The organism is Acidobacteriota bacterium (assembly GCA_016716905.1).
Lineage (GTDB): Bacteria > Acidobacteriota > Vicinamibacteria > Vicinamibacterales > SCN-69-37 > SYFT01.
Window position 1 is genome coordinate 1,742,979 of sequence record JADJUS010000004.1, and the last position, 19,868, is coordinate 1,762,846.

Annotated in this window: 20 protein-coding genes; 5 read left to right on the top strand and 15 right to left on the bottom strand. The window is 65.2% G+C overall.

The features are described 5' to 3' along the window. The first annotated feature begins 12 nt into the window (after positions 1-12). The gene (locus IPL75_11780; GenBank protein MBK9240916.1) at positions 13-693 is read left to right on the top strand and encodes a rhomboid family intramembrane serine protease; all 681 of its coding nucleotides are present in this window, start codon (positions 13-15) and stop codon (positions 691-693) included. A gap of 224 nt (positions 694-917) precedes the next feature. On the opposite strand, the gene IPL75_11785 is transcribed toward IPL75_11780, so the two are convergent. Genes IPL75_11785 through IPL75_11805 form a run of 5 tightly spaced genes read right to left on the bottom strand, consistent with a single transcriptional unit; the run spans position 918 to position 7,404 of the window. Then, positions 918-1,892: a caspase family protein gene (locus IPL75_11785; GenBank protein MBK9240917.1), complete on the bottom strand. Its 975-nt coding sequence runs from the start codon at positions 1,890-1,892 to the stop codon at positions 918-920. Positions 1,893-1,924: 32 nt separating this feature from the next. Further along, entirely contained in the window at positions 1,925-4,459 is a 2,535-nt protein-coding gene (locus IPL75_11790) for a tetratricopeptide repeat protein (protein MBK9240918.1), read from the bottom strand. Positions 4,460-4,476: 17 nt separating this feature from the next. Continuing rightward, entirely contained in the window at positions 4,477-5,007 is a 531-nt protein-coding gene (locus IPL75_11795) for a hypothetical protein (GenBank protein MBK9240919.1), read from the bottom strand. Continuing rightward, entirely contained in the window at positions 5,004-6,140 is a 1,137-nt protein-coding gene (locus IPL75_11800) for an NAD(P)/FAD-dependent oxidoreductase (GenBank protein MBK9240920.1), read from the bottom strand. The genes IPL75_11795 and IPL75_11800 overlap by 4 nt, the downstream gene beginning before the upstream one ends. A gap of 7 nt (positions 6,141-6,147) precedes the next feature. After that, entirely contained in the window at positions 6,148-7,404 is a 1,257-nt protein-coding gene (locus IPL75_11805) for a beta-ketoacyl-[acyl-carrier-protein] synthase family protein (protein MBK9240921.1), read from the bottom strand. Between the two features lie 22 nt (positions 7,405-7,426). On the opposite strand from IPL75_11805, the gene IPL75_11810 reads away from it, so the two are divergent. Then, on the top strand, positions 7,427-8,149 hold the full coding sequence (locus IPL75_11810; protein ID MBK9240922.1) for an isoprenylcysteine carboxylmethyltransferase family protein: 723 nt from the start codon (positions 7,427-7,429) through the stop codon (positions 8,147-8,149). A 262-nt stretch (positions 8,150-8,411) separates the two neighbouring features. Here IPL75_11810 and IPL75_11815 read toward each other — a convergent pair whose 3' ends face one another. After that, positions 8,412-8,690 (bottom strand): hypothetical protein, encoded by a 279-nt coding sequence (locus IPL75_11815; GenBank protein MBK9240923.1) that lies wholly within the window; start codon positions 8,688-8,690, stop codon positions 8,412-8,414. Positions 8,691-8,725: 35 nt separating this feature from the next. Between IPL75_11815 and IPL75_11820 the strand changes: the two genes are divergently transcribed. Further along, positions 8,726-9,874 carry a hypothetical protein gene (locus IPL75_11820; GenBank protein MBK9240924.1) on the top strand — a complete coding sequence of 383 codons (1,149 nt, stop codon included), beginning with the start codon at positions 8,726-8,728 and terminating at the stop codon, positions 9,872-9,874. Here the strand turns inward: IPL75_11820 and IPL75_11825 are convergent. The 4 genes from IPL75_11825 to IPL75_11840 are packed head-to-tail and all read right to left on the bottom strand — an operon-like array spanning position 9,816 to position 13,348. Beyond that, entirely contained in the window at positions 9,816-10,448 is a 633-nt protein-coding gene (locus IPL75_11825) for a methyltransferase domain-containing protein (protein MBK9240925.1), read from the bottom strand. The genes IPL75_11820 and IPL75_11825 overlap by 59 nt on opposite strands. Before the next feature lie 29 nt (positions 10,449-10,477). Further along, a complete protein-coding gene (locus IPL75_11830; GenBank protein ID MBK9240926.1) occupies positions 10,478-11,059 on the bottom strand; it encodes a methyltransferase domain-containing protein in 582 nt (193 codons plus the stop codon). Then, positions 11,056-12,915 (bottom strand): bifunctional homocysteine S-methyltransferase/methylenetetrahydrofolate reductase, encoded by a 1,860-nt coding sequence (locus IPL75_11835; GenBank protein ID MBK9240927.1) that lies wholly within the window; start codon positions 12,913-12,915, stop codon positions 11,056-11,058. Before IPL75_11835 ends, IPL75_11830 begins: the two co-directional genes overlap by 4 nt. Before the next feature lies 1 nt (position 12,916). Continuing rightward, positions 12,917-13,348 carry an NADH-quinone oxidoreductase subunit I gene (locus IPL75_11840; protein ID MBK9240928.1) on the bottom strand — a complete coding sequence of 144 codons (432 nt, stop codon included), beginning with the start codon at positions 13,346-13,348 and terminating at the stop codon, positions 12,917-12,919. A 99-nt stretch (positions 13,349-13,447) separates the two neighbouring features. Between IPL75_11840 and lepB the strand changes: the two genes are divergently transcribed. Further along, positions 13,448-14,149: a signal peptidase I gene (lepB, locus tag IPL75_11845; GenBank protein MBK9240929.1), complete on the top strand. Its 702-nt coding sequence runs from the start codon at positions 13,448-13,450 to the stop codon at positions 14,147-14,149. Here the strand turns inward: lepB and moaC are convergent. Both moaC and IPL75_11855 read right to left on the bottom strand, forming a co-directional pair. Then, positions 14,127-14,663, bottom strand: coding sequence for a cyclic pyranopterin monophosphate synthase MoaC (moaC, locus tag IPL75_11850; protein MBK9240930.1), 537 nt, complete (start codon positions 14,661-14,663; stop codon positions 14,127-14,129). The genes lepB and moaC overlap by 23 nt on opposite strands. After that, entirely contained in the window at positions 14,647-15,354 is a 708-nt protein-coding gene (locus IPL75_11855) for a redox-sensing transcriptional repressor Rex (protein MBK9240931.1), read from the bottom strand. The genes moaC and IPL75_11855 overlap by 17 nt, the downstream gene beginning before the upstream one ends. A gap of 48 nt (positions 15,355-15,402) precedes the next feature. On the opposite strand from IPL75_11855, the gene IPL75_11860 reads away from it, so the two are divergent. Next, complete coding sequence (locus tag IPL75_11860) at positions 15,403-16,524, top strand: Ig-like domain-containing protein (protein ID MBK9240932.1); 1,122 nt, start codon at positions 15,403-15,405, stop codon at positions 16,522-16,524. Here IPL75_11860 and IPL75_11865 read toward each other — a convergent pair. The 3 genes from IPL75_11865 to IPL75_11875 form a co-directional block, all read right to left on the bottom strand. Beyond that, on the bottom strand, positions 16,507-17,232 hold the full coding sequence (locus tag IPL75_11865) for a 1-acyl-sn-glycerol-3-phosphate acyltransferase (protein ID MBK9240933.1): 726 nt from the start codon (positions 17,230-17,232) through the stop codon (positions 16,507-16,509). The two genes, IPL75_11860 and IPL75_11865, sit on opposite strands and share 18 nt — an antisense overlap. Before the next feature lie 5 nt (positions 17,233-17,237). Next, positions 17,238-17,849, bottom strand: a complete 612-nt coding sequence (locus IPL75_11870) for a CarD family transcriptional regulator (protein MBK9240934.1) — start codon at positions 17,847-17,849, stop codon at positions 17,238-17,240. A 174-nt stretch (positions 17,850-18,023) separates the two neighbouring features. After that, entirely contained in the window at positions 18,024-19,853 is a 1,830-nt protein-coding gene (locus IPL75_11875; protein ID MBK9240935.1) for a M28 family peptidase, read from the bottom strand. Positions 19,854-19,868 lie beyond the last annotated feature (15 nt).

The following is a 19,868-nucleotide window of genomic DNA, read 5'->3' on the forward strand; positions in this document are numbered from 1 at the left end:
TGCCGTCTCAGTATGCTCTTTCCGCTTCGCGACGTCATACCGTCGCGCACCACTCCGCTGGTCACATGGCTCCTGGTCGGGTCCAATGTGCTGCTGCACGTCTGGCTGTGGCTGGTGCCGGGCGGCGCAGACACACGGGACGCCACTTTCGCCACCTGGGGCGTCATCCCGGCGTCCTTTTCGTGGGTGTCTGCCGTGACGTCGATGTTCCTGCATGGCGACCTGCTGCACCTGGGCAGCAACATGGTCTGCCTGTGGATCTTCGGCGATAACGTCGAAGACCAGATGGGGCACGGCCGCTTCCTGGCCTTTTACCTGCTGTGCGGCGTCGTGGCGGCCCTGGCCGAGACCTGGGCGAGCCCGTTGTCGCTGCTCCCGATGGTGGGCGCCAGCGGTGCCATTGCCGGTGTGATGGGCGCGTACTTCGTCATGTTCCCGGGCTCACGGGTGCTGGTGCTGCTCTTCCTCGTGGTCTACATCAACGTGATCGAAGTGCCGGCCCTGTTCTTCCTGGCGTTCTGGTTCCTGCTGCAAGTGCTCGGAGGCCTGGGACGTTCCGCCGAGACCGCCTCCACGGGCGGGGTCGCGTTTTGGGCACACGCCGGGGGATTCCTCGCCGGGGCGCTCGGCGCGCGGCTCTTGCGCCGCCGCGAACGCGCCAATTGGGACTGGCGCGATGGCGGAACCGCGTAATGGCGAAATGTCACAAATGTCCGAAATGGCGAACTGCGGACAAACCAATGACGGCAGAATGTCGGAATGATCAAGGCGCACAATGATCGAATGACCTTGGAGCTGCAGATTCAACCATTAGTCACCAAGGACATTCGACCATTCTTCCCTGCAATGGTTGTCCGCATTGGTTTGTCCGCAGTTCGCCATTTCGGACATTTGTGACATTTCGCCATTAACAGTGTTCAGAATGCGCCGCCGCCTTTCGCGCGAATCTCGGCCCCGATAGTCGCGAGCTCGATCATGAGCTTTTCCCAGGCGGCGGTGTACTCCGCTTCAGGCATGGTGGCCTTCTTACGCTTGAGCTCGTCAATCTGTAGCGTCAGGAGTTCCTGCTTCTGAAACAACATCTGCAGGGCGGGGTCGGTGGCTTTGGTTTCGACGCCTGCATCCAGGTACGTCATGGTTGCGAGCGTGCCGTCTTCGCCCGTGGCTGACATCGCCTCGCGTCCCACACCATCGCCGTTGTCTTCAAGCAACGCGCGTTCGGTGACCAGCAGCCCCTTTTGCTCGAAGTACTGCTTCACCACTCTCGAGGCGAAGAAGAAGGCCTCCCACATCGAAACCCGCGTGTTTTTGTCAAGGTCGGCGGCCGGGGCATTCAGCGCCTGCACGAACCCATCAGCGAACACCGTGGCGTACTTCTGCGCGGGCGTGCTGGTGGACGTGATGATGATCCGCCGGTCGCCGGTGAGCCCGGCGGCGAACGGAAAACTCGCGCTGGAGCTGTTGACGAAGACCACCCGTGACCGGATGGGTGTCAGCACGGCCTTCCAGTCGGCCACCGTGAGGTCGGGCCCGACGAGATTAAACTTCGCCGTCGTCCCTTCCGCTGTGCCGTGTCCAATCAGCATGACAAACAGGACGTCCTCGGGCTTGAGGGTCTTTGCCAGGCGGTCGAACGTCGCACGCACGTTTTCGGCGGTCGCGCGCTGCTCGCCTTCGCCGGCTTGCTCGGCCATCACAGTCAGCTGCGACGCGTCCATCTTGAACTTCTCGCGGAATGTTGTGGCCAGCTGATCGAGCCACCCCCGGTGCTGCTTCGCGAATGTCGGTTCACCCGACGCGCCCTGAATCAGCACGGCGTGGCGCGCGCCCTGCGCAGAGGCCACGCCCGGCAGCAGCGCGACGAAACAGAGTCCGACAAGTGCTCGTGTCATGAGTGGTTTCACGGATCGTTTCACCGATGGGCTCACTTCCGAATCGCCGCCAGCAGCAGGTCCTGCGCGCGGGCAAACGTCGGAGCCTGCTCCAACGCTTTGAGCGCCTCGGCCTTGGCCTCAGCCTTCCTGTCGAGCCCAAGGTACGCCTCGGCGAGGTCCGCGTGCGCTTCGGCACGATTGGTCGGGCCGAGCGCCAGCACGGCCTGCAGTTCGGCCAGCGCGCCCGCATAATCCTTCTTCGCAAGCGCCCGGCGCCCGAGTTGCACGTGCGCGTCCACGTCGTACGGATCAACGTCGGCCACCACACGGAGTGCGAAGTCTTCGTTCGCCGTGTCCGCCGCCTCACGCGCCATACCGGCGAGTTTTCGCGCCGTCGTCAGGTTGTCGTGATCCCACGTCAGGAGTTCGCGCAACTGCTGACGTGCTTTGGCTCCGTCACCCTGCTTCTCGAAGATCTCCGCCAACAGCACTCGCGGGTTGTCCTTCTCGGTGGCCATCGGCGCCAGTGTGATCGCGCGTTCGAGAGCTTCGGTGGCCCCGGCCACGTCCCCGTCGTCGAGCAACGCCTGCCCGAGCGACCACTGGGCGATGTAACTCCCCGGTACCTTCGCGGCGAGCGCCTTGTGCCCCTCCACAGTCAGTGGCTTGCCGCGCTCAGCCGCCGGACGAGGCTCGGACAGGGCCCGGGCCAACGCGCCGTATTCCTTGTCCACAAACGCCTTGAACGACGCGTCAACTTCGTCCACGGTTTTCGCAAACGCCTTGGAGAACGCCTCGGCATCTTTCGCGCCCTCGGCATACGCTGCCAACAGGCGACGCAACCCTTCGTCGCCGTGCGTGGCCACCAGGTGCTCGGTCAGCAGTGACGCTTCGAAGTACGCGAGGGAAATATCCGGAAGCCGCTGGAACGCGTTCGGCAGGCCTTTGACGCCAAATGTCCGATTCGCGGCAAGTGCGCGGGCGAAGTCGATGGTCTGCTCGCGGCCCCACGCCTTGTTGTAGCGGTGTTCCTCGAACACCGAGATCCCCTCGGTGAGCCACCTGGGCACGCGGTAGTTCGACGCCTGCAACGAGAAGACGTGGGCAATCTCGTGCCACAACGTCGCCTGCCAGCTGAACGTGCCTGGCGGCCTGGCCTTGGGCGAATCCATCGTGATGACGCGCCCGAAACACGCACCCAACGCGAACTGGATGCCGCCGAACCCATGCGTCCGCACCGCAAAGTCATCGTGCTTGGAAAACACCTCGACCAGAATCGGCCCCTTCGGCGTGAAGCCGTAACGGGTGGCGAACGTCTTGTAGGCGAGGTCGGCCAGCGGCAGCGCGTACGTCTTGAGTACCGCTGCCTCGTCCTTGGCGAACTTAAAGATGAAATCGCCGGAGGGCACGCTCTCGAAGCCGTCCACCAAATCCAGAGACAGCAGCAGGTTGTATGTGACGCTGTTGAACGGGTCCATCTTGAACGCCGCTTCCAACGCCTGACGCGCGGCCGTTTCATCGCCCGCGCGCATCAGGTAGGTGCCCAGCTTCGCGAACCCCTCCGGGTCCTCCGGATCCACCGTCGTCGCCCGCCGGGCAAATACCACCGCGTCATCAAACCGGTAGAGGCGCTCGGCCTGCTCGCCCATGATCCGATACCCGCGCCCGAACAGGGGATTCACGGTCATCGCGCGAGCGAGTGCACTGTCGACATCTGCCGTACGCCCTTCGGCGTAGGCCAACGCCGCGCGGTACGCCAATTCCTCGGCTGTGCCCGGCCGCACAGCCGCCACACGATCGAGCGCCGCCGCCACAGCGCTTTTGTCGTCCTCGTTCAGTTCGTGCTCTGCCGTCAGCAACCAGACATCGGGATGCGCGGGCGCGAGTTTGCGAGCGGTCTCCATCGCGGCCGTGACCTCGGCCGGGTCCATGTCCACGAGATCCGGGATGGCGCGCGCCAGACCGAGGTAGCCGGGAATCCAGCCCGGATCGGCCTCAAGGGCCGCGCGATAGCTGCGCAGCGCATCGGCGTTCTGGTGTTTCTCGAGGAACATGTCGCCCCACGACGCTTCCATGTCGGCCTGTTGCAGCGGCAACTGCCCGATGCGTTGGAAGATCGTGTTGGCCAGCCTGAAGTCGCCACTCGCTGCGGCGGCGCGCGCCATGCGGAACGAGTTCTCCGGCGTCATGTCGTACGACTGCTGGAGCATCTTGCCGAGGCGGGCGCGGCCCTCGTCGCGCTTGCCCTGCCGGATATCGATCAACCCGAGTTCCAGCAGCGCATCACCCATGTCACCCGCGTCCACGAGCGGCGTGAGGCGAGTGCGGGCAGCCGCGTCCTTCCCTTCAAACACTTCGATGAGCGCCAGGGCAACAGTCTTTGCGTCAGCCGGCGCGGTCACCGTGGTGGCAATGGTGCGGGCGCGATCCAGATTGCCGCGCCCGAGCGCCCTGCGCACATGCCGCACCATCGTCTCGGCCGTCGGCGCTTCTTCCTGCGCGGCCTGCGACCACGGCGCGGCCATGGGTCCGGAGGCCAGACACAGGAACGCGATACCGGCAAGGAGCCACGCGCGCTTTGACATATGCGCTCAATTTATCACTAGCGCAGCGCACCCGTCTCTATCCGCAGGCGCGCGCGCAGCGCGATTCCGAACAGCAGGGTCATGACGGGCCCACTGATCCAGGCCGACATCAACAAGGCCATGCCTGCCAACTCGCCGAAGACCGCGATGTAATTGGGATGGTCCACGTACCGATATGGCCCCGTGCGCACAAGCGGGACGTCTGGCAGGACCAGCACCTTGAAGGTCCATCGCTCACCGAGATTCGCAATCGCCCAGTACTTCAGCGCCTTGCTGGCCACCAGTAACAACAGACCGGCCACCCACCACGAAGGTGCCGTCGGATCAACCGCGACGCCGGCGACTCGCCCAGCGCGCCAGACGCCTTCGCCCCCCATCAGCAGGAACGCCGCCGGATAGATCACCGAGAGCCAGAGGTACACGTCGCCTTTGGGTTCAATCGCCCCGCGCGCGCGAAGTGCCGCCTCGTTTCGCATCGACAAACGTGTCTCAGCGAGGAGGACGCCGATCACCACCGCGACCACGAACACCACCGCTGACACCGTCATGCCGCATCTCCGGCGAACCGCACCAATCGCGTGACCATCGATGGCGCCATCCGGGCGCCGGCACCCACCACGTTGATCGCGGCCGTTGAACTGACGAGTCTGCGCATCCACCGATTAAACCGCAGCTTCGACCCGAGCGCCGCCGCGCGTGCGGCCGTCAGTGTGCCCGCCGCCACGGCCATATCGCCCGATGCGAGGGCCTCCAGTGCTGCCTCTGCGGCAAGCACGCCTCCCTGCATCGCAATGTGCATCCCATCCCCGGTCATCGGATCAACGAATCCTGCGGCATCGCCGGCCAACAACAATCCCGGCAGCCCCGCGGCGTCGCAGTCAACGGCCAGCGGGCCCAGCACTTGCGGTGACGCCGCCAGCCGCCACGCGTGCGTGCGCTCGCCCAGTCGCGGGTCTGCCGTCAGCGCCCTCCGAATCACGTCTTCGGGTGTGCGGCCGACCGGCTTCCTTCCGGTGACAACGCAGATATTGGTAAGTCCGGCGCCGATCGGCGCGAGACCCACGTAGTGTCCGGCGCGCACGTGCATCTCCCCCATCGAAGACATACCGTCCACGTCGGTGGCATACGCACCAAACGCCCATCGTCTGGGCTTGGCTGGGTGTCGGCTGAGATTCGCCGCGCGCGCGAGAACTGAGCGCCGTCCATCGGCGGCGATCGTGAGCATCGCCGGCATGCGGATGGTCTCGCCGTTGTTCCGCCGCAAGGACACGCCGGCCATGGCGGCTGGCCGACCGGGTTCGGTGCGCCACACCGGGCCGAGGACCCGCACTCCACATTCGAGATGGGCCCCTGCGGCTATTGCCGCGTGCGCCAGCCAGTGGTCGAACTCCACCCGCGGCACGGCGAGCGCCACCTGTCCACTCGGATAGGCACCACGCACGGCCACACTGGGCGTGGTCACCAACATGCCGGTCATGCGCTCGGCCATGTCGAGTGGGCCGCCTGACAGGCCCAGGCCCTGCAGCAGGCGGACGGCGCCTGGGTTGAGGGTATCCCCGCAGAGTTTCGGGCGCGGAAGGCTATCCCGCTCGACCATCAGGACACGCACGCCAGCCCTGGCCAGCACCAACGCGGCGACGCTGCCGGCGGGGCCTGCGCCAACCACGAGCACGTCGATCATCTGGTCCTCATGCCCGGCGAAGGACCAACGCGCTGTTCTTGGACCCGAACCCAAGACAGTTGCACAGGGCGACATCGACGTCCACCCGACGCGCGACATTCGGAATCACATCAAGCGGGCATTCCGGATCAGGCGTTGTCTGGTTGATGGTCGGGGGCAGGACGCCTCTTGCCAAGGCCAGTGCCGTACTCACAACACCTGCGGCGCCGCTGGCACCCTGCGGATGTCCAATCATCGACTTGAGCGACGAGCCCGGTACGTCCGCAGCCCGCGCGCCGAAGACGCGACGGACGCATTGCATCTCCACCGCGTCATTGAGTCGCGTGGATGTGCCATGGTAGTTGACGTAGCCGACGGCCTCGGGCGCAACGCCGGCACGCGTCAGGGCGAGCCGCATGGCGCGCATAATCTCGGTCCCCTCCGGGTCCATCTGCACGCGGTGATAGGCATCACACGTGGCCCCATACCCTTCGACCGTCGCGTACACCCGCGCGCCCCTCGCTCGCGCGCGATCGAGCCGCTCAAGCGTCAACATCCAGGCGCCTTCTCCCAGCACAAATCCATCCCGGGCAGCGTCGAACGGCTTCGAGGCTTCGGCGGGCCGATCGTTGCACGCCACCGACAGCACCCGCATGCGCGAAAACCCCATCATCATTCCCGGTGTCACACACGCGTCAGCGCCGCCCGTCACAAGCACATCGGCATCGCCGCTGCGAATCAGACTCGCCGCATAACCGATGGCATCGGTCGAACTCGTGCAACCGGTGGACACCACGTGACTGATGCCCCGCAAGCCAAGGGCAATGGAAATTTCGCTCGAGACCATCCCCACGGTGGAGACGGGAATCGCGTAGGGTGACACACGGTGGTGATGGCCGCCGAAGAAGTCTCCGTAGTGGCGTTCGGCCACGTCGATGCCGCCTGCACCGCTGCCGATAATCACGCCCGCGTCGGGCAGCGCACCACTCAGGCCCGCGTCCGCGACGGCTTCACGCGCGGCCAACACGGCGATGCGTGACACTTTCGCGTAGCGACGCTCATCACCCCGCGCTTCGAGTGGCGCCAACGCCAGGGCTTCCGCGATGGCCGTGTCGGGCACAACCGCCGCGACACGGCACGACAGTGACGATGCGTCGAAGTGATCGATGGCGCGGGTGCCGCTGCGGCCGTCACTGACAGCGTTCCAGAAGACTTCCCGCCCCACCCCGAACGGCGACACCACACCAATCCCGGTGATGGCCACGCGGGGCAACGAGTCGGGCATACGCCTATAGTATGGTGCCGTTGTGACTCCCCCATTGCGCGCAGGTCTGGCCGGCCGTGGTTTTGCCCTGGCCGGCGGACTGATCTTTGCGGTGTCGCTCGGATATTTCCTGTATGCCTACTGGCAGTACGGCCATGTTGCCGGCCCGTGGACCACCGACGGCTGGCCCGCGGTTGCCACCAACGTCGCGATGTTCACAGTGTTTGCGTTGCATCACTCGGTGTTTGCCCGCACCGGGATCAAATCTGTCATCAGCGCACACGTGTCGCCGCCGCTCGAACGCGCCACCTACGTCTGGATCGCGTCGCTGCTGTATCTGTTCACGCTCTGGGCATGGGCGCCCGTGCCCGGTCTTGCCTGGCAGGTGACGGGCGCAGCGGCGTGGCCCCTGTATGCGGGCTGGCTCGGGGGGTTCCTGCTGACCGCCGTCGCCTCATTCGCGCTCGACCCGCTCGATCTCGCGGGCGTCCGCCAGGCGTTCGGCCATGCCCCACCCGGCGAAGTGATCCTCAGCACCACCGGCACCTACGGCCTGGTACGGCATCCGATCTACCTCGGCTGGGTCCTGCTCGTGTGGAGCGTGCCGGTCATGTCCGGCACCAGGCTGGTGTTCGCAGCCATCAGCACGCTGTATCTCGTGGTGGCCATTCCGCTCGAGGAACGACAGATGCGCCGCACCCTGGGCCCGGCCTACGACACCTACGCGCGCGCTGTCCGGTGGCGCATGATCCCGGGCGTCTACTAGCCGGCAGGGTCATTCACCATGAAGTTCCATGAAGATCCATGAAGGTTCACCGAATCTTGTTGAGGCTGTGAGAAGCGCGAGGTTGGGGGCCCGGCTCCCGCCGGGCTGCGCGAGTAGAGGGGTGCCCTGAATGAACGCACCGCTGTTGAAGCCCGGTGTGTTCACTCAGGACACCCCTCTACTCGTGCATGCCGCCGAAGGCGGCACCCAACCTCGCGCCTTCATGGACCTTCATGGCCCTTCATGGTGAAAAGGGACAGCGCTAGTCGTCGAGGAAGATCATCGACTGGTGCGACGGAATCTCGAACCGGCGGCGGCACTTGTTGCAGTTCACCGTGTCGTCCACCCGATACAAGTGATCGCGCAACTTCTCGAACAGCGCCCGATCCCGCTGATCGCCCCCGCCCGGCATCCGCTCCTTCTTCTCCCGCAGCAACCACTTGATTTGGTAGTCGTCGCGATGCCCACATTGCGGGCACCGGAGCGACATCGCCTTCATTTCGGTGCTCTCCGTGAAACAGTCCCGTTCGTTCAGCGCCATGCGCGGCATTGTACGACTTTCGTAGACTTAGGAGGATGCCCCTTCGTCCCGCCGTCGTCTTCTACGTCTCCGGTCACGGCTTCGGCCACGCGTCGCGAGAAATCGAGGTCATCAACACCCTCGGCGCCGCCCGACCCGACCTCGCCATCGTCCTTCGCACGGCCGTCGCCTCGTCACTGCTGACGCGCACACTCCGCGTCCCGGTGACCCGCCTCGATGGTCCCTGTGACACCGGCGTCATTCAACGCGACAGCGTCACGCATGACGATGAGGCGACGGTGCGGGAGGCGGTGGCGTTTCACCAGACGATGCCGGAGCGGACGAAGGCTGAGGTCGAGCGGCTCGCGACGTTTGATGTGCGGGCCATCGTCGGCGACATTCCCCCGCTGGCGTTCGAGGTGGCGGCGGCGATCGGCGTGCCGTCGATCGCGATCGGCAACTTCACGTGGGACTGGATCTATGAGTGGTATCCAGACGCACTACGGCAGGCGCCGCATCTGCTCGAGAACATCAGACGCAGTTACCGCCGCGCCGCGCGCGCACTCGAGTTGCCCCTCTCAGGGGGGTTCGACGTATTTCCCTCGGTGACCGCCATCCCCTTCATCGCGCGCCATTCGCGATGGACGCGCACCGACGCGCGACGTCATCTCGGCCTGGATCCGGCACGCCCCATCGCGCTGCTTTCATTTGGAGGCTACGGCCTGCAGCGCCTGGATATCTCGCTTCTGGATTGCCTGACCGACTGGACGATCCTGCTCACCGATCGGATTACCGAGGCGGGCGGCCGAACGCCGGAAGGCGTGCGTTTCATTTCCGAGGAGTCATTCGCCGGCGACCTTCGCTACGAGGACCTGGTGGCGGCGGCGGATGTCGTGGTCACCAAACCCGGCTACGGCATCATCAGCGAGTGCGTGGCCCATGGCACGGCCATGCTCTATACGTCGCGCGGGCATTTCCGCGAATACGACCTCATGGTTGAAGAGATGCCGTCACTGCTCCGATGCCGATTTATCAGCCAGGACGACTTGTTCGCGGGTCGATGGAACGAGGCGCTCGCGGCGTTGATGCAGCAGCCCCCTGCGCCGCGGCGGTCTGGCACCAATGGCGCCCACCACGCGGCGGTGGCTATTCAGACCGAGGTGGACACGTATAGTGCGCGAGGGTCCAAATCCTCGGCCGATTGACCTTCTCGGTCCAGTCGGGCACAAACCCGGCGTGCGAGAAGAGCGCCGGCATGTCCACGTCGGCTTTGAATCCGATGTGCACCGTAAACGGCGATATCCACTGTTCCACACGCGAGAGCAGCGGATGCGCGCTGCGGAAGTGGTTCAGCACCACGATACGGCCGCCCGGACGGCATACCCGCCGCATCTCGAGCAGGACCTTCACCGGATCGGGCACCACTGAAATCAGGTACGGCGCGTAGACAATGTCGAAGCTGTCGTCTGAAAATCGCAGGTCTGCGGCATCCATCTGGAAGAGCCTTGGCCGCAGGCCTTCGCGCACCACGCGGGCCTCGGCCCGGTCGAGCATTTCAGAGGAGTAGTCGATGCCGGTGACGTCGGTGCCGGCCTGATACAGCGACAGGTTGAGTCCTGTGCCGACGCCGACCTCCAGAATCCGCTGCCCTGCCGTGTCTCCCATGGCGGCAACAGCCCGACGCCGGCCGCCCTGCAGCACGGGGCCAAACGCCAGGTCGTAGATGGCCGACAGGTTCGCGTACACCCGCGCCATCACGTCGTTTTCGACCTCTGCCACCGAGAGGTCTTGCGGAGACTTCCCTGGACTCATTGATGGCGCCATGTGAGGACAAACGCGGGTGGAATATTGCGCCACACCATGCGGCGTTCCGGGCTCGAGCCCATGCGTGCACTCAACGCCCGGCGAAACGACTTGGCCAGGGGCGTCGGGTAGCCGTTGACGTACTGAAACGTGGTGAAGGTGCCGCCTGGCCGCAACGACGCGGCGACGGCGTCGAGAATCGCGGTGGTGACTTCGCCAGGCAGGCTGGCAAACGGCAGGCCCGAGATGATGTGGTCGGCCGGGAACATGTGGCGCGCGTGCAACAGCGCTGGAAGGTCGGCCGCCGACGCACACACGGCTTCGATTCGTGGAAACCGACGCGCGATCGCCGCCACAAACTTTGGTTCGATATCAATCGCGAGCGCATGCGCGTCTGGCCCGAGCTGCGCGGAGATGGCGCTCGTCACAACACCTGTGCCCGGGCCTAATTCCACGACGGTTGTTGGTCCGGTCAGGTCGAGGCCGCGCACCATTTCGGCGGCCAGCGCACGGGAACTCGGCGCCACAGCGCCCACCGTTCTCGGGCTCCTGACAAACCGGCCCAGCATCAGCAGGTGCGCGTTCATCGTGCGGGCACTATACCTTGAATGGGCGGGGGAACGGCCAGCGCAGAAAGCAACCGTTCGCCGGCCTCAGGGCTGCCGTGCAGCGTGCTGATACGCAGGCCCTGCACCCGGTCCCTCAGCGCTCGGGCAATCGACACGCTGAAGTCGTGTCCGGCCGCGCTTGCGTCGGCCGACAGGCGCATCTGGTCCAACAGGGCCTCGGGGAGCTTGACGCCCACCACTTCGCTTGCGTGGAACTCGGCCTGCCGGACGCTTTCGAGTGCGACCACGCCGGCAATAATGGGCACTCCGGCAGCTCGCAGCCTCGGCAACACGGCATCAAAGGCGTCGAGGTCAAAAATTGGCGGCGTCAACAGGTACTCGGCCCCGGCCTCGATCTTGAAATCGAGCCGGCGCCACTCGGCGTCCGGTTCAGGCGAAAACGGATTGACCGCCGCCCCGATGTAGAACTCGGTGGGGGCCCCGAGCGATCGGCCGCCGATGTCCAGCCCATGATTGAGCCGAGACGCCATGTTCAGCAAACCAATGGCGTCCACCTCGAACACCGACGTGGCGTCGGCGTAGGCCGTCTGCGGCGCCGGGTCGCCCGTGGTGAGCAACACGTTGCGCACCCCCATGGCGTGCGCGCCGAGCAGGTCCGACTGCAGCCCCATGAGGTTGCGGTCGCGGCAGGAGAAATGCAGCACCGGCTCGACGCCACTCTGCTGGCGCAGCATCAGTGCCAGCGCCAACGCGCTGACTCGCGCGCCGTTGCGCGGATAGTCGGGCACACTGACGGCACAAATACCTGCCGCCTGTTGCCGCCGGACGCCCGCCACCACGGCGGCCAGGTCCAGCCCCCGGGGAGCCGCTGCCTCGCCAAGCAGCGCGAACTGGCCCGCATCGAGGACACGGCCGAGCGTTGAACGCAACGCGCGGGGCACCGGAGTAATGGCCGCAACGGGGTCTGCGTCGGCCGCCACACGCGTGCGTGGTGTGGCGGGCGCGGAGGCCCGCACGCTCGCGGCAATCTGCCGGATGTGGTCCGGCGTGGTGCCGCAACACCCGCCGACCAAGCGCACACCGGCCCCCACGAAGCGCCTGGCGTAGCTCGCCATGTATTCGGGGGAACACAGGTAGAGGTTCCGGCCATCCACGTCGCGCGGCCGGCCGGCATTAGGCTGCGCCGACAATCGCCGCGAGGTCAGTCGCGCGATGCGCTCAATCGTCTCGAGCATGGCCGCCGGACCGACGCTGCAGTTGATGCCAATGACATCCGCTCCGGCCTGTTCGAGCGCAGGGGCAAAGGTCTCGGGCGGTGTGCCGTCCAGCGTGTTGCCGTCATCTTCGGTGGTCATCTGCGCCACGATCGGCAATTGGCTGACCTGCCGCACACCCTTGATGGCCGCGACGAGTTCATTCACATCCCGGAACGTCTCGAGGATGAACAGATCCACGCCACCCTGAGCCAGCCCAGCGGCCTGCTCGCGGAACACGGCTTGCGCCTCGTCCACTCCGGTGCGGCCCCACGGTTCGATGCGCACGCCCAGCGGCCCCATGGCCCCGGCCACAAACACCTCGTCGCCCGCCGCGCGACGCGCCAGCGTGGCGCCGGCGACATTGATCGCATGTGTGTCTTCGGCGAGCCCGAACGTGCCGAGCTTGACGCGATTGGCGCCGAAGGTATTGGTTTCGAGCACGTCAGCGCCGGCACGCACATACTCCGCGTGCACGCCGGTGACCAGGCCCGGCTGCGTGAGGTTCAGTTCATCGAAGCAGCGATTGAGGAAGACGCCCTTGGCGTACAGCAAGGTGCCCATCGCGCCGTCGCAGACGAGCACGCGTTCGGACAGAGCTTCGAGGAAGGTGCCGCGCACTTCAACGAGCCGGGTGTGTTGATTCAGCGACCAACAGCTCCGACTTGTCCCAGATGAAATCCTTGTTGCTGTAGACGGCCAGCTCGTAGTCCTTGCCCATGAAGATGGCCGACACCGGGCAGGCTTCTTCGCAGTAGCCGCAGAAGATGCAACGCGTCTTGTGAATCTGATACAGCTCGGCGTAGCGCGGGCCGGCTTTCACCGTGCCGTCGTTCTCCCCCGCTTCCAGGTAGATCGCATCCGCCGGACACGCCACCGCGCACAACCCGCACGCCACGCACTTCTCAAGGCCGTCTTCGTCGCGCATCAACACCTGTTTGCCCCGATACCGGGGGAACACCGGGACCTTCTGGTCGGGGTAATTCACGGTGTTCGACGGCTTGAACATGTGCCGGAAAGTGTTGGCAAAACCTTTGATAAACGGCCCAATCATGGGTTTGATGATACCAAAGGAGCCCCGCCAGTGCCTTTACTTGTGTCAAACTCTCCTCTGGGCACGTGGCCCTAAGCCATCAGCAAAGGAGATAGTGCCTTGGAGCATTCAGAACACGAGCCCGTAAAACCTGCGCCACCGGAGTGGCCGCGCCAGGTCGATCCCGAGTCCGACGAGGCCTGGGAGTTCCTGGGGATGCCACGGCAACAGGTGGAGCCGCCGCGCCCGGCTGAAACGCCTCAGCAGGGGCTGCAGGCGCGCCAGGTCCGCCGCTCGGCCGTCATCTCCCAGGTGCGCGAGGAAGTGTTTGCCTGGGTCAAGACCCTGACCTCGGCGGCCGTGTACGCCACGCTGATCGTCACGTTCGGCTTCCAGGTGGCCCGGGTCGAGGGCATGAGCATGGCGCCCACCCTGCAGGACCAGGACCGCTTGATCGTCAACAAGCTCGCCTACCTGCTCGATTCGCCCAAAGTCGGCGACGTCGTGATGCTCATCTATCCGAAGAGCCCCGACAAATCCTTCGTCAAACGGGTGGTCGCCGAACCGCTCGACACGGTGCGCATGGTCGAGGGCAAGGTCTTCGTCAACGACGAGGTGCTGCCCGACGATTTCATTCCCGAGGAATACCGGTCAACCGACGACCTGCCTTCCGAAGTGGTGCCCGAGGGGTATTACTTCGTGATGGGCGACCATCGCAACAACAGTTCCGACAGCCGCCACTGGGGGTTTGTGCCGAAGAAGTACATCCTCGGTCGCGTGCAGCTGCGCTGGTGGCCGTTCAACCACGCACGAGTCTTTTGATCGACCCCGGGCCCCCGGGACTCCTGGACCCCGACAGGTGGGTTCCACTCCGACCACCGGATTTCGCCGTCACGCGTATCGCGCCAATCTCCATGGTGCGATCGATGGCCTTCAACATGTCGTACACCGTCAGCGCGGCCACGCTCACGGCAGTCAGCGCTTCCATCTCCACCCCGGTTGGGCCGGTCGTACGCACCGTGGCGCTGATGGCATAACCCCACCGCCGGGGTGTCAGTTGCACGTCCACGGCAGTGACCGCCAGCGGATGACACAGGGGGATCAGGTCGGACGTGCGCTTGGCCGCCATGATGCCCGCAAGCCGTGCTGTCTGCAGTGGGTCGCCCTTCTTGACGGCCCCGTCGCGAATGGCACGCACAGCCGCGCCGCTCATCCGTATTTCGCCGACCGCAGTGGCCTCGCGCACGGTCTCTGCCTTGGCCGTGACGTCAACCATGCGCACGTGGCCCTTCGCGTCCACATGCGTCAGGCCGCCCGCCTTAGTCCTCGTCTTCATCCGACTCTCCCCTCGCGAGGAAAAATGACAGGCTCTCGAGCGACACGGTCAAATCCACGTTCTTGAGCTTCACGCCCGGCGGAACCTTTAACGCGCCCGGGGAAAAGTTGAGCACCGCACGAATGCCGGATGCCACCGACACGTTGACCACATCCTGCGCCGCCGACGCCGGTACGGCGAGCACAACGATGCCGATGTTCTCGCGTTTGACCACCTTGCGGAACTCCACCATGTCGAGGATGCGCACGCCACCTCGTGACTTGCGTCCCACCTTGCTGCGATCAGTATCGAACAAGGCGGCGATCTCGAAGCCCTCCTGGTGAAACCCCGGGTAGTCGGCAAGCGCAAGGCCCAGATTACCGGCGCCAACCACCGCCACGCGCACGCCGCGATCGAGCCCGAGAATCACACGCAGGTGACGTTTGAGTTCGCGCACGTGATACCCGACACCACGCACCCCGAACTCTCCGAAGTACGCCAGGTCCTTCCGAATCTGCGCGGCGTTGAGATGGAACTGCTCTGCCATCGTTCGTGAAGACACGGCCTTGACGCCGGCCACGTCGAGCGTGTTCAGGCAACGCAGATACACCGACAAACGGCTCGCCGTCAGTTCCGATACCTGATCGCCGCCCTTCGCCATTTTGTCGCGGCGACCGCCGGCCTTTTGTCCCAGCTTGTTCTGTGCCGTCACAAGGTCACGATTCTAGCGCGGATCGACGGGGTGGACTACCATCGAACCATGCGCTTCCGCCTGTCTCTCACCGTGGCTGCAGGCATCCTGGCTGCGGCGCCGATGACCGTGGGCACACAGACCATGTCGCGAACAGCGACGACGCTCGCAGCCATTACGAGATACCCCGCGTTTTATCACGACAAGGTTGTGGCACTGGTCGGTACGCCGGTGGAAATGGTGGAAGGCGCGCTGACCGGACTGCCGCTTGAAGCACCGAGACAATTTGTCATTGCGCCGAAGAGCGGACGAGTGCCCCTGCGTCCGCTCGAGTTGCGAGGCCGCCTGCTCGACATCGGACGCTTTGCGTCAGATGACTCAAGGCTGGGACCGCTCGACGTGAACAAACTCATCACGCTCGCCGCAGGAGACCGGTGGCCCGCGCGCGAACGCTTGCTCATCCTGCACGGTACGACGTGGATCGATCGCGACCCCGTACTGGCGCCGACGATGCGAAATCTCGCGCTGCAGCCCGAGCGACTGAACGGACAGACCGTTGTGGTGCGAGGGCGGTTTCGTGGCCGCAACCTCTTCGGCGACCTGCCGGCCTGGCCCCGGCAAAGCGAGTGGGACTTTGTGCTGCAAACCGCCGACGCGGCCGTGTGGGTGGTTGGCAAGCGCCCCCGCGGCGACGGCTTCGACCTGACCACCACGACTCGCACGCACACCGGACGCTGGCTCGAAGTCACGGGAAGCGTGAAGATCGTGGACGGCTTGGCGCTCATCGTGGCTGACCGGTTGCGTGCGGCCGAGCCCGAAGCCGAACCGGTACCAGAGGAAGACCCGGCTCCGGTGCTGCCGAGCCCCGAGGTCATTTTCTCGGCCCCCGCGCAGGACGAAACGGGCATTGCCCGCGACGTGCTCGTGCGCCTGCAGTTTTCGCGACCCCTCCGGCCCGGCTCGCTCCAGCCGAACATCCGTATCCGGTACGCGGACGGCGTCACCGAGACGCTGCCATCGTGGACGGCCACCTACAGACCGGGACCGATGGCCGTTGAGATTCGATTCGAGGCGCCGCTCGCGGGCGGCGTCGGAGTCATCGTGGAACTGGGCGCGGGCATCCAGGCGCCAGATGGGGTGGGCCTGACGCCGATCACCCTGCGGTTCACGACGTCAGCCGGACTGCGGTAGGCGCACGGCAATCGCCTCGCGCACGGCGGCGACCACCGACGCCCGGTCGGCAAAATCCAGCCCGGCGGTTTGTACCGGCGGCGCGAACTCCACCTGCAATGTGGCCGCCTGAATCACCATGCTGCCACGCCGCATGGCGGCGCTGGCGCCCGACACGGCCACCGGCACGATCGGCACCTGGGCCTGAATCGCCATGATGAACCCGCCCTTCTTGAAGGGCAGCAACTCCCCGGTCCGGCTGCGGGTCCCCTCGGGAAACACCACGAACGACCGGCCGGCCGTCAGCGCCTTCGACGCCGCGTCCACCGCCGGCAGGCTCTGCCCGCGATTGGCGCGTTCGAGGGGTACAAACCCCGCCGCATCAAACACCCACACCAGGATGGGCACCTTGCGCAGTTCGGCTTTGTAGACCACGGCGATATGGGGAAACAGCGATCGCAGTGCGAAGAAGACCGCGGGCGGCTCGAGGTTGCTGGCGTGATTGGCCGCGTACACCGCCGCGCGCCCCGTCTGGATGTGCTCGGCGCCGACCACATTGACCCGGATGCCGCAGAGCGCGAACCCGAGACGCACTCCGAGGCCGCCCACGCGATACAACACGCGCGCATCCCGGGACACGATAGTCCACAGGAGAGTTGGCAGCCCAACGATCAGGAGGTACGCCGACAGGCCCGCAAACGTGGCGAACGTGCGAACCGCTGCGACCAACGCTCTTACGAGGCGCGTGCCGCGCGACGGGGAGCAGCGGCCACGGCCGTTGCGGCCGTAGCGGTCGTCGCCGCCGTCTTGGCCCGTGTGGCCTTGGCGGCCACCGACCTGGCTGTGTTACGGGCTTTGGTGGAGAAACAGCGCTCAAGCGCCTGTTCCACCCGCTCGTCAATGACGACGACTTTTTCGCCCATCACTTCAGAAATTTCGGAAACCACCAGGAACTTGGCCCGGTCCAGCATCCGCTTTTCCCGGAACGAGAGGCTCTTGGACCGCGCGAGGTGGCTCAGGCTCTTCAGCACTTCCACCACGTCGTAAATGGAGCCGGTCCGCATCCGGTCGGAGTTGTCCTTGAACCGGCCTTTCCAGTTCTGGTGGCTCTCGATTTTGCCGTCCCCCAGCAACGAAAACAGCCGCTCGGTCTCATCGTCGGTAATTGCGCGTCGCAGGCCTACGCCATCGACGTTGTCAACCGGGACGAACACAGTGGTTTCATTGGCCATACGCAGCTGGTAAAAGCCGCATGTGGTGCCCATGATGGTCTTGGTTTCGATGCGCTCGACGATGCCGAGCCCGTGATTTGGGTAGATGACCTTGTCGCCGATCTCAAATGCCACGAGTCCCCCGGTTTTATTGACTGCGGACGCGCAGGCTGACTGGCGCGTTGCCTGAATGAACCGTCATTATACCTCAGACGGCCCATTCCGGCAACGGCGGCGACGATAAATTGCTGCGTGGCAATGACTTAGCCCGTTCGGCTCAAGTCATTGCCCGCTCAGGTCGGAGGCCCGCTATTTGCCCCCGATTTTTCCCACGTGCCCTTTTCCGGTGCGGGCGCCGAGGTTGTCTCGCACCAGCGGCTGTTCCCGATTGGCCACGTTGAACCCCGCCTCATAGACCATCTGGGTAATCCGCTGGAGTTTCGGGAAGAGGATCTTCTCCACTGAATCCGACGCCTGGTGATAGTCGGGATGTGTGCCGGTGAAGAAAAACGCGATGGGAATGCCCTTGGTCGCGTAACTGTAGTGATCCGAGCGCGTGTAGAAGCTGTTGGGGTCGCGCGGATCGTTGTATTCGTAGTTGAGCTGCAGCGGCTCGCGGGTGCCGAGGTTGGCGTCCACCACCATGTTGTGCAGCTCAGTGGAGATTCGGTCGGCGCCGATGACGTAAACCGTGCTGGCCTCACCGGGGAGGTTGTCGCGGTTGCGGCCAATCATGTCGATGTTGAACTGGGCCTGGATGGTGTCGATAGGCACCACCGGAAAGTCGGCCATGTACCGCGAGCCCTGAAGTCCCGATTCCTCGCCCGAATGCCACACGAAGATCGCAGACCGCTTGGGCTTGGGCCCGGTGGCAAACGCCTTGGCGATGGCCATCAATCCCGTCGATCCCGACCCGTCATCGTCTGCCCCGTTGTTGATGAGGTCGGGCACGGTGCCGGGGGCTGCGGCTCCACGGCCACCCGCGGCCGGCGCTGCCGTGCGGTAGCCGGTGTGATCCAGGTGCGAGCCGAACATGACGTAGGTCTTCTTGAGCACCGGGTCGGAGCCCTCCACCAAGCCCACCACGTTTTTGGTGAGCTGCGTGGAAATGACCTCGTAGTTGTTGTTCATGTTGACGGTGACCTTCACGCCGGGCACCGAAAACGTCGGCAGAATGTCGCCTTTGTCGGACGCCGCCTTCAGCGCGGCGAAATTTGTGGGTGCCGACGCAAAGATGGCTTCGAACAGGCGGTCGTCGCCGGTGATCTGCGGCGTGACCAGTGCATCAACGCGCTGGACGGTGGTGAGGTCGGCCGGCGTGGCGGGCGCTCCACCGCGTCCTCCTCGTCCACCAGCGGGAACGCCGCGGCCGCCGCGGCCGGTGCGCGCCGCAGCCAACTGCGCCTGTGCCTGCGTCACGGCCAGGTTGGCCTGCTGCAGTGCCGCCTGGGCCTCGGCAAGGGCCACTTCGGCCGGAGTCATCGGTGCGGCCGTGGGTGCAAAGCCGAGCGCCGCCTTGGCGCCCATCGTCTCAATCGCGTAGCGACTGCGGGCTCCAAGCACGCGGGCGGCGCCGGTCAGGTTGGCCGGGCCGTTGCCCATCCACACCACCAGCTTGCCCTTGGCGTCGCGGCCCTTGTAGTCGTCGTGCGCGGGCTCGGCCATGCTGATGCCGTAGCCCACAAACTCGACGCCATCAAAAATCAGCGACTGTTTTCCGCCGGTGTTGGACGGGAATGTGACGCCCTCTCCGTGTTTGAAGGTGACGGGCGCCTTTCCTGGCGCCTCAACCGTCACCGACGAGTTGTTGGTGATGCGATAGCCCTTCTGCTGCACGTTCTGGAAGTACGTGCCGTTGTCGCCCATGGGCTTCACGCCCATTTCGCGCAAGCGCTCGGCCACAAACTGCGCCGCCAGGCCGTAACCTTCGGTGAAGATCTGCCGTCCCTGCAGTTCGTCCGATGAGAGATACGTGAGCCAGTCGCGCAGGTCTTTCTCCTGGATGACCGCCCGGCGGTTGCCCTGCGCAAAGACATCGACGCCGAGCGTCGGCCACGGCAGCGTCGCCGCCCCGGCCCACACCGCCGTCAACACGCCCACTGCCACCCATCGCCGCCACGCCGATTTACGAGCCGTCATCGCATCCCTCCAAGT

What these genes read in the sequence shown, in the direction of transcription:
- IPL75_11815 (MBK9240923.1), bottom strand. Translation starts at nt 8,690, where the DNA reads ATGGCGCTGAACGAACGGGACTGTTTCACGGAGAGCACCGAAATGAAG.
- IPL75_11820 (MBK9240924.1), top strand. Translation starts at nt 8,726, where the DNA reads ATGCCCCTTCGTCCCGCCGTCGTCTTCTACGTCTCCGGTCACGGCTTC.
- IPL75_11840 (MBK9240928.1), bottom strand. Translation starts at nt 13,348, where the DNA reads ATGATTGGGCCGTTTATCAAAGGTTTTGCCAACACTTTCCGGCACATG.
- moaC (MBK9240930.1), bottom strand. Translation starts at nt 14,663, where the DNA reads ATGAAGACGAGGACTAAGGCGGGCGGCCTGACGCATGTGGACGCGAAG.
- IPL75_11805 (MBK9240921.1), bottom strand. Translation starts at nt 7,404, where the DNA reads ATGCCCGACTCGTTGCCCCGCGTGGCCATCACCGGGATTGGTGTGGTG.
- IPL75_11830 (MBK9240926.1), bottom strand. Translation starts at nt 11,059, where the DNA reads ATGAACGCGCACCTGCTGATGCTGGGCCGGTTTGTCAGGAGCCCGAGA.
- IPL75_11795 (MBK9240919.1), bottom strand. Translation starts at nt 5,007, where the DNA reads ATGACGGTGTCAGCGGTGGTGTTCGTGGTCGCGGTGGTGATCGGCGTC.
- IPL75_11785 (MBK9240917.1), bottom strand. Translation starts at nt 1,892, where the DNA reads ATGACACGAGCACTTGTCGGACTCTGTTTCGTCGCGCTGCTGCCGGGC.
- IPL75_11790 (MBK9240918.1), bottom strand. Translation starts at nt 4,459, where the DNA reads ATGTCAAAGCGCGCGTGGCTCCTTGCCGGTATCGCGTTCCTGTGTCTG.
- IPL75_11860 (MBK9240932.1), top strand. Translation starts at nt 15,403, where the DNA reads ATGCGCTTCCGCCTGTCTCTCACCGTGGCTGCAGGCATCCTGGCTGCG.
- IPL75_11780 (MBK9240916.1), top strand. Translation starts at nt 13, where the DNA reads ATGCTCTTTCCGCTTCGCGACGTCATACCGTCGCGCACCACTCCGCTG.
- IPL75_11800 (MBK9240920.1), bottom strand. Translation starts at nt 6,140, where the DNA reads ATGATCGACGTGCTCGTGGTTGGCGCAGGCCCCGCCGGCAGCGTCGCC.
- IPL75_11875 (MBK9240935.1), bottom strand. Translation starts at nt 19,853, where the DNA reads ATGACGGCTCGTAAATCGGCGTGGCGGCGATGGGTGGCAGTGGGCGTG.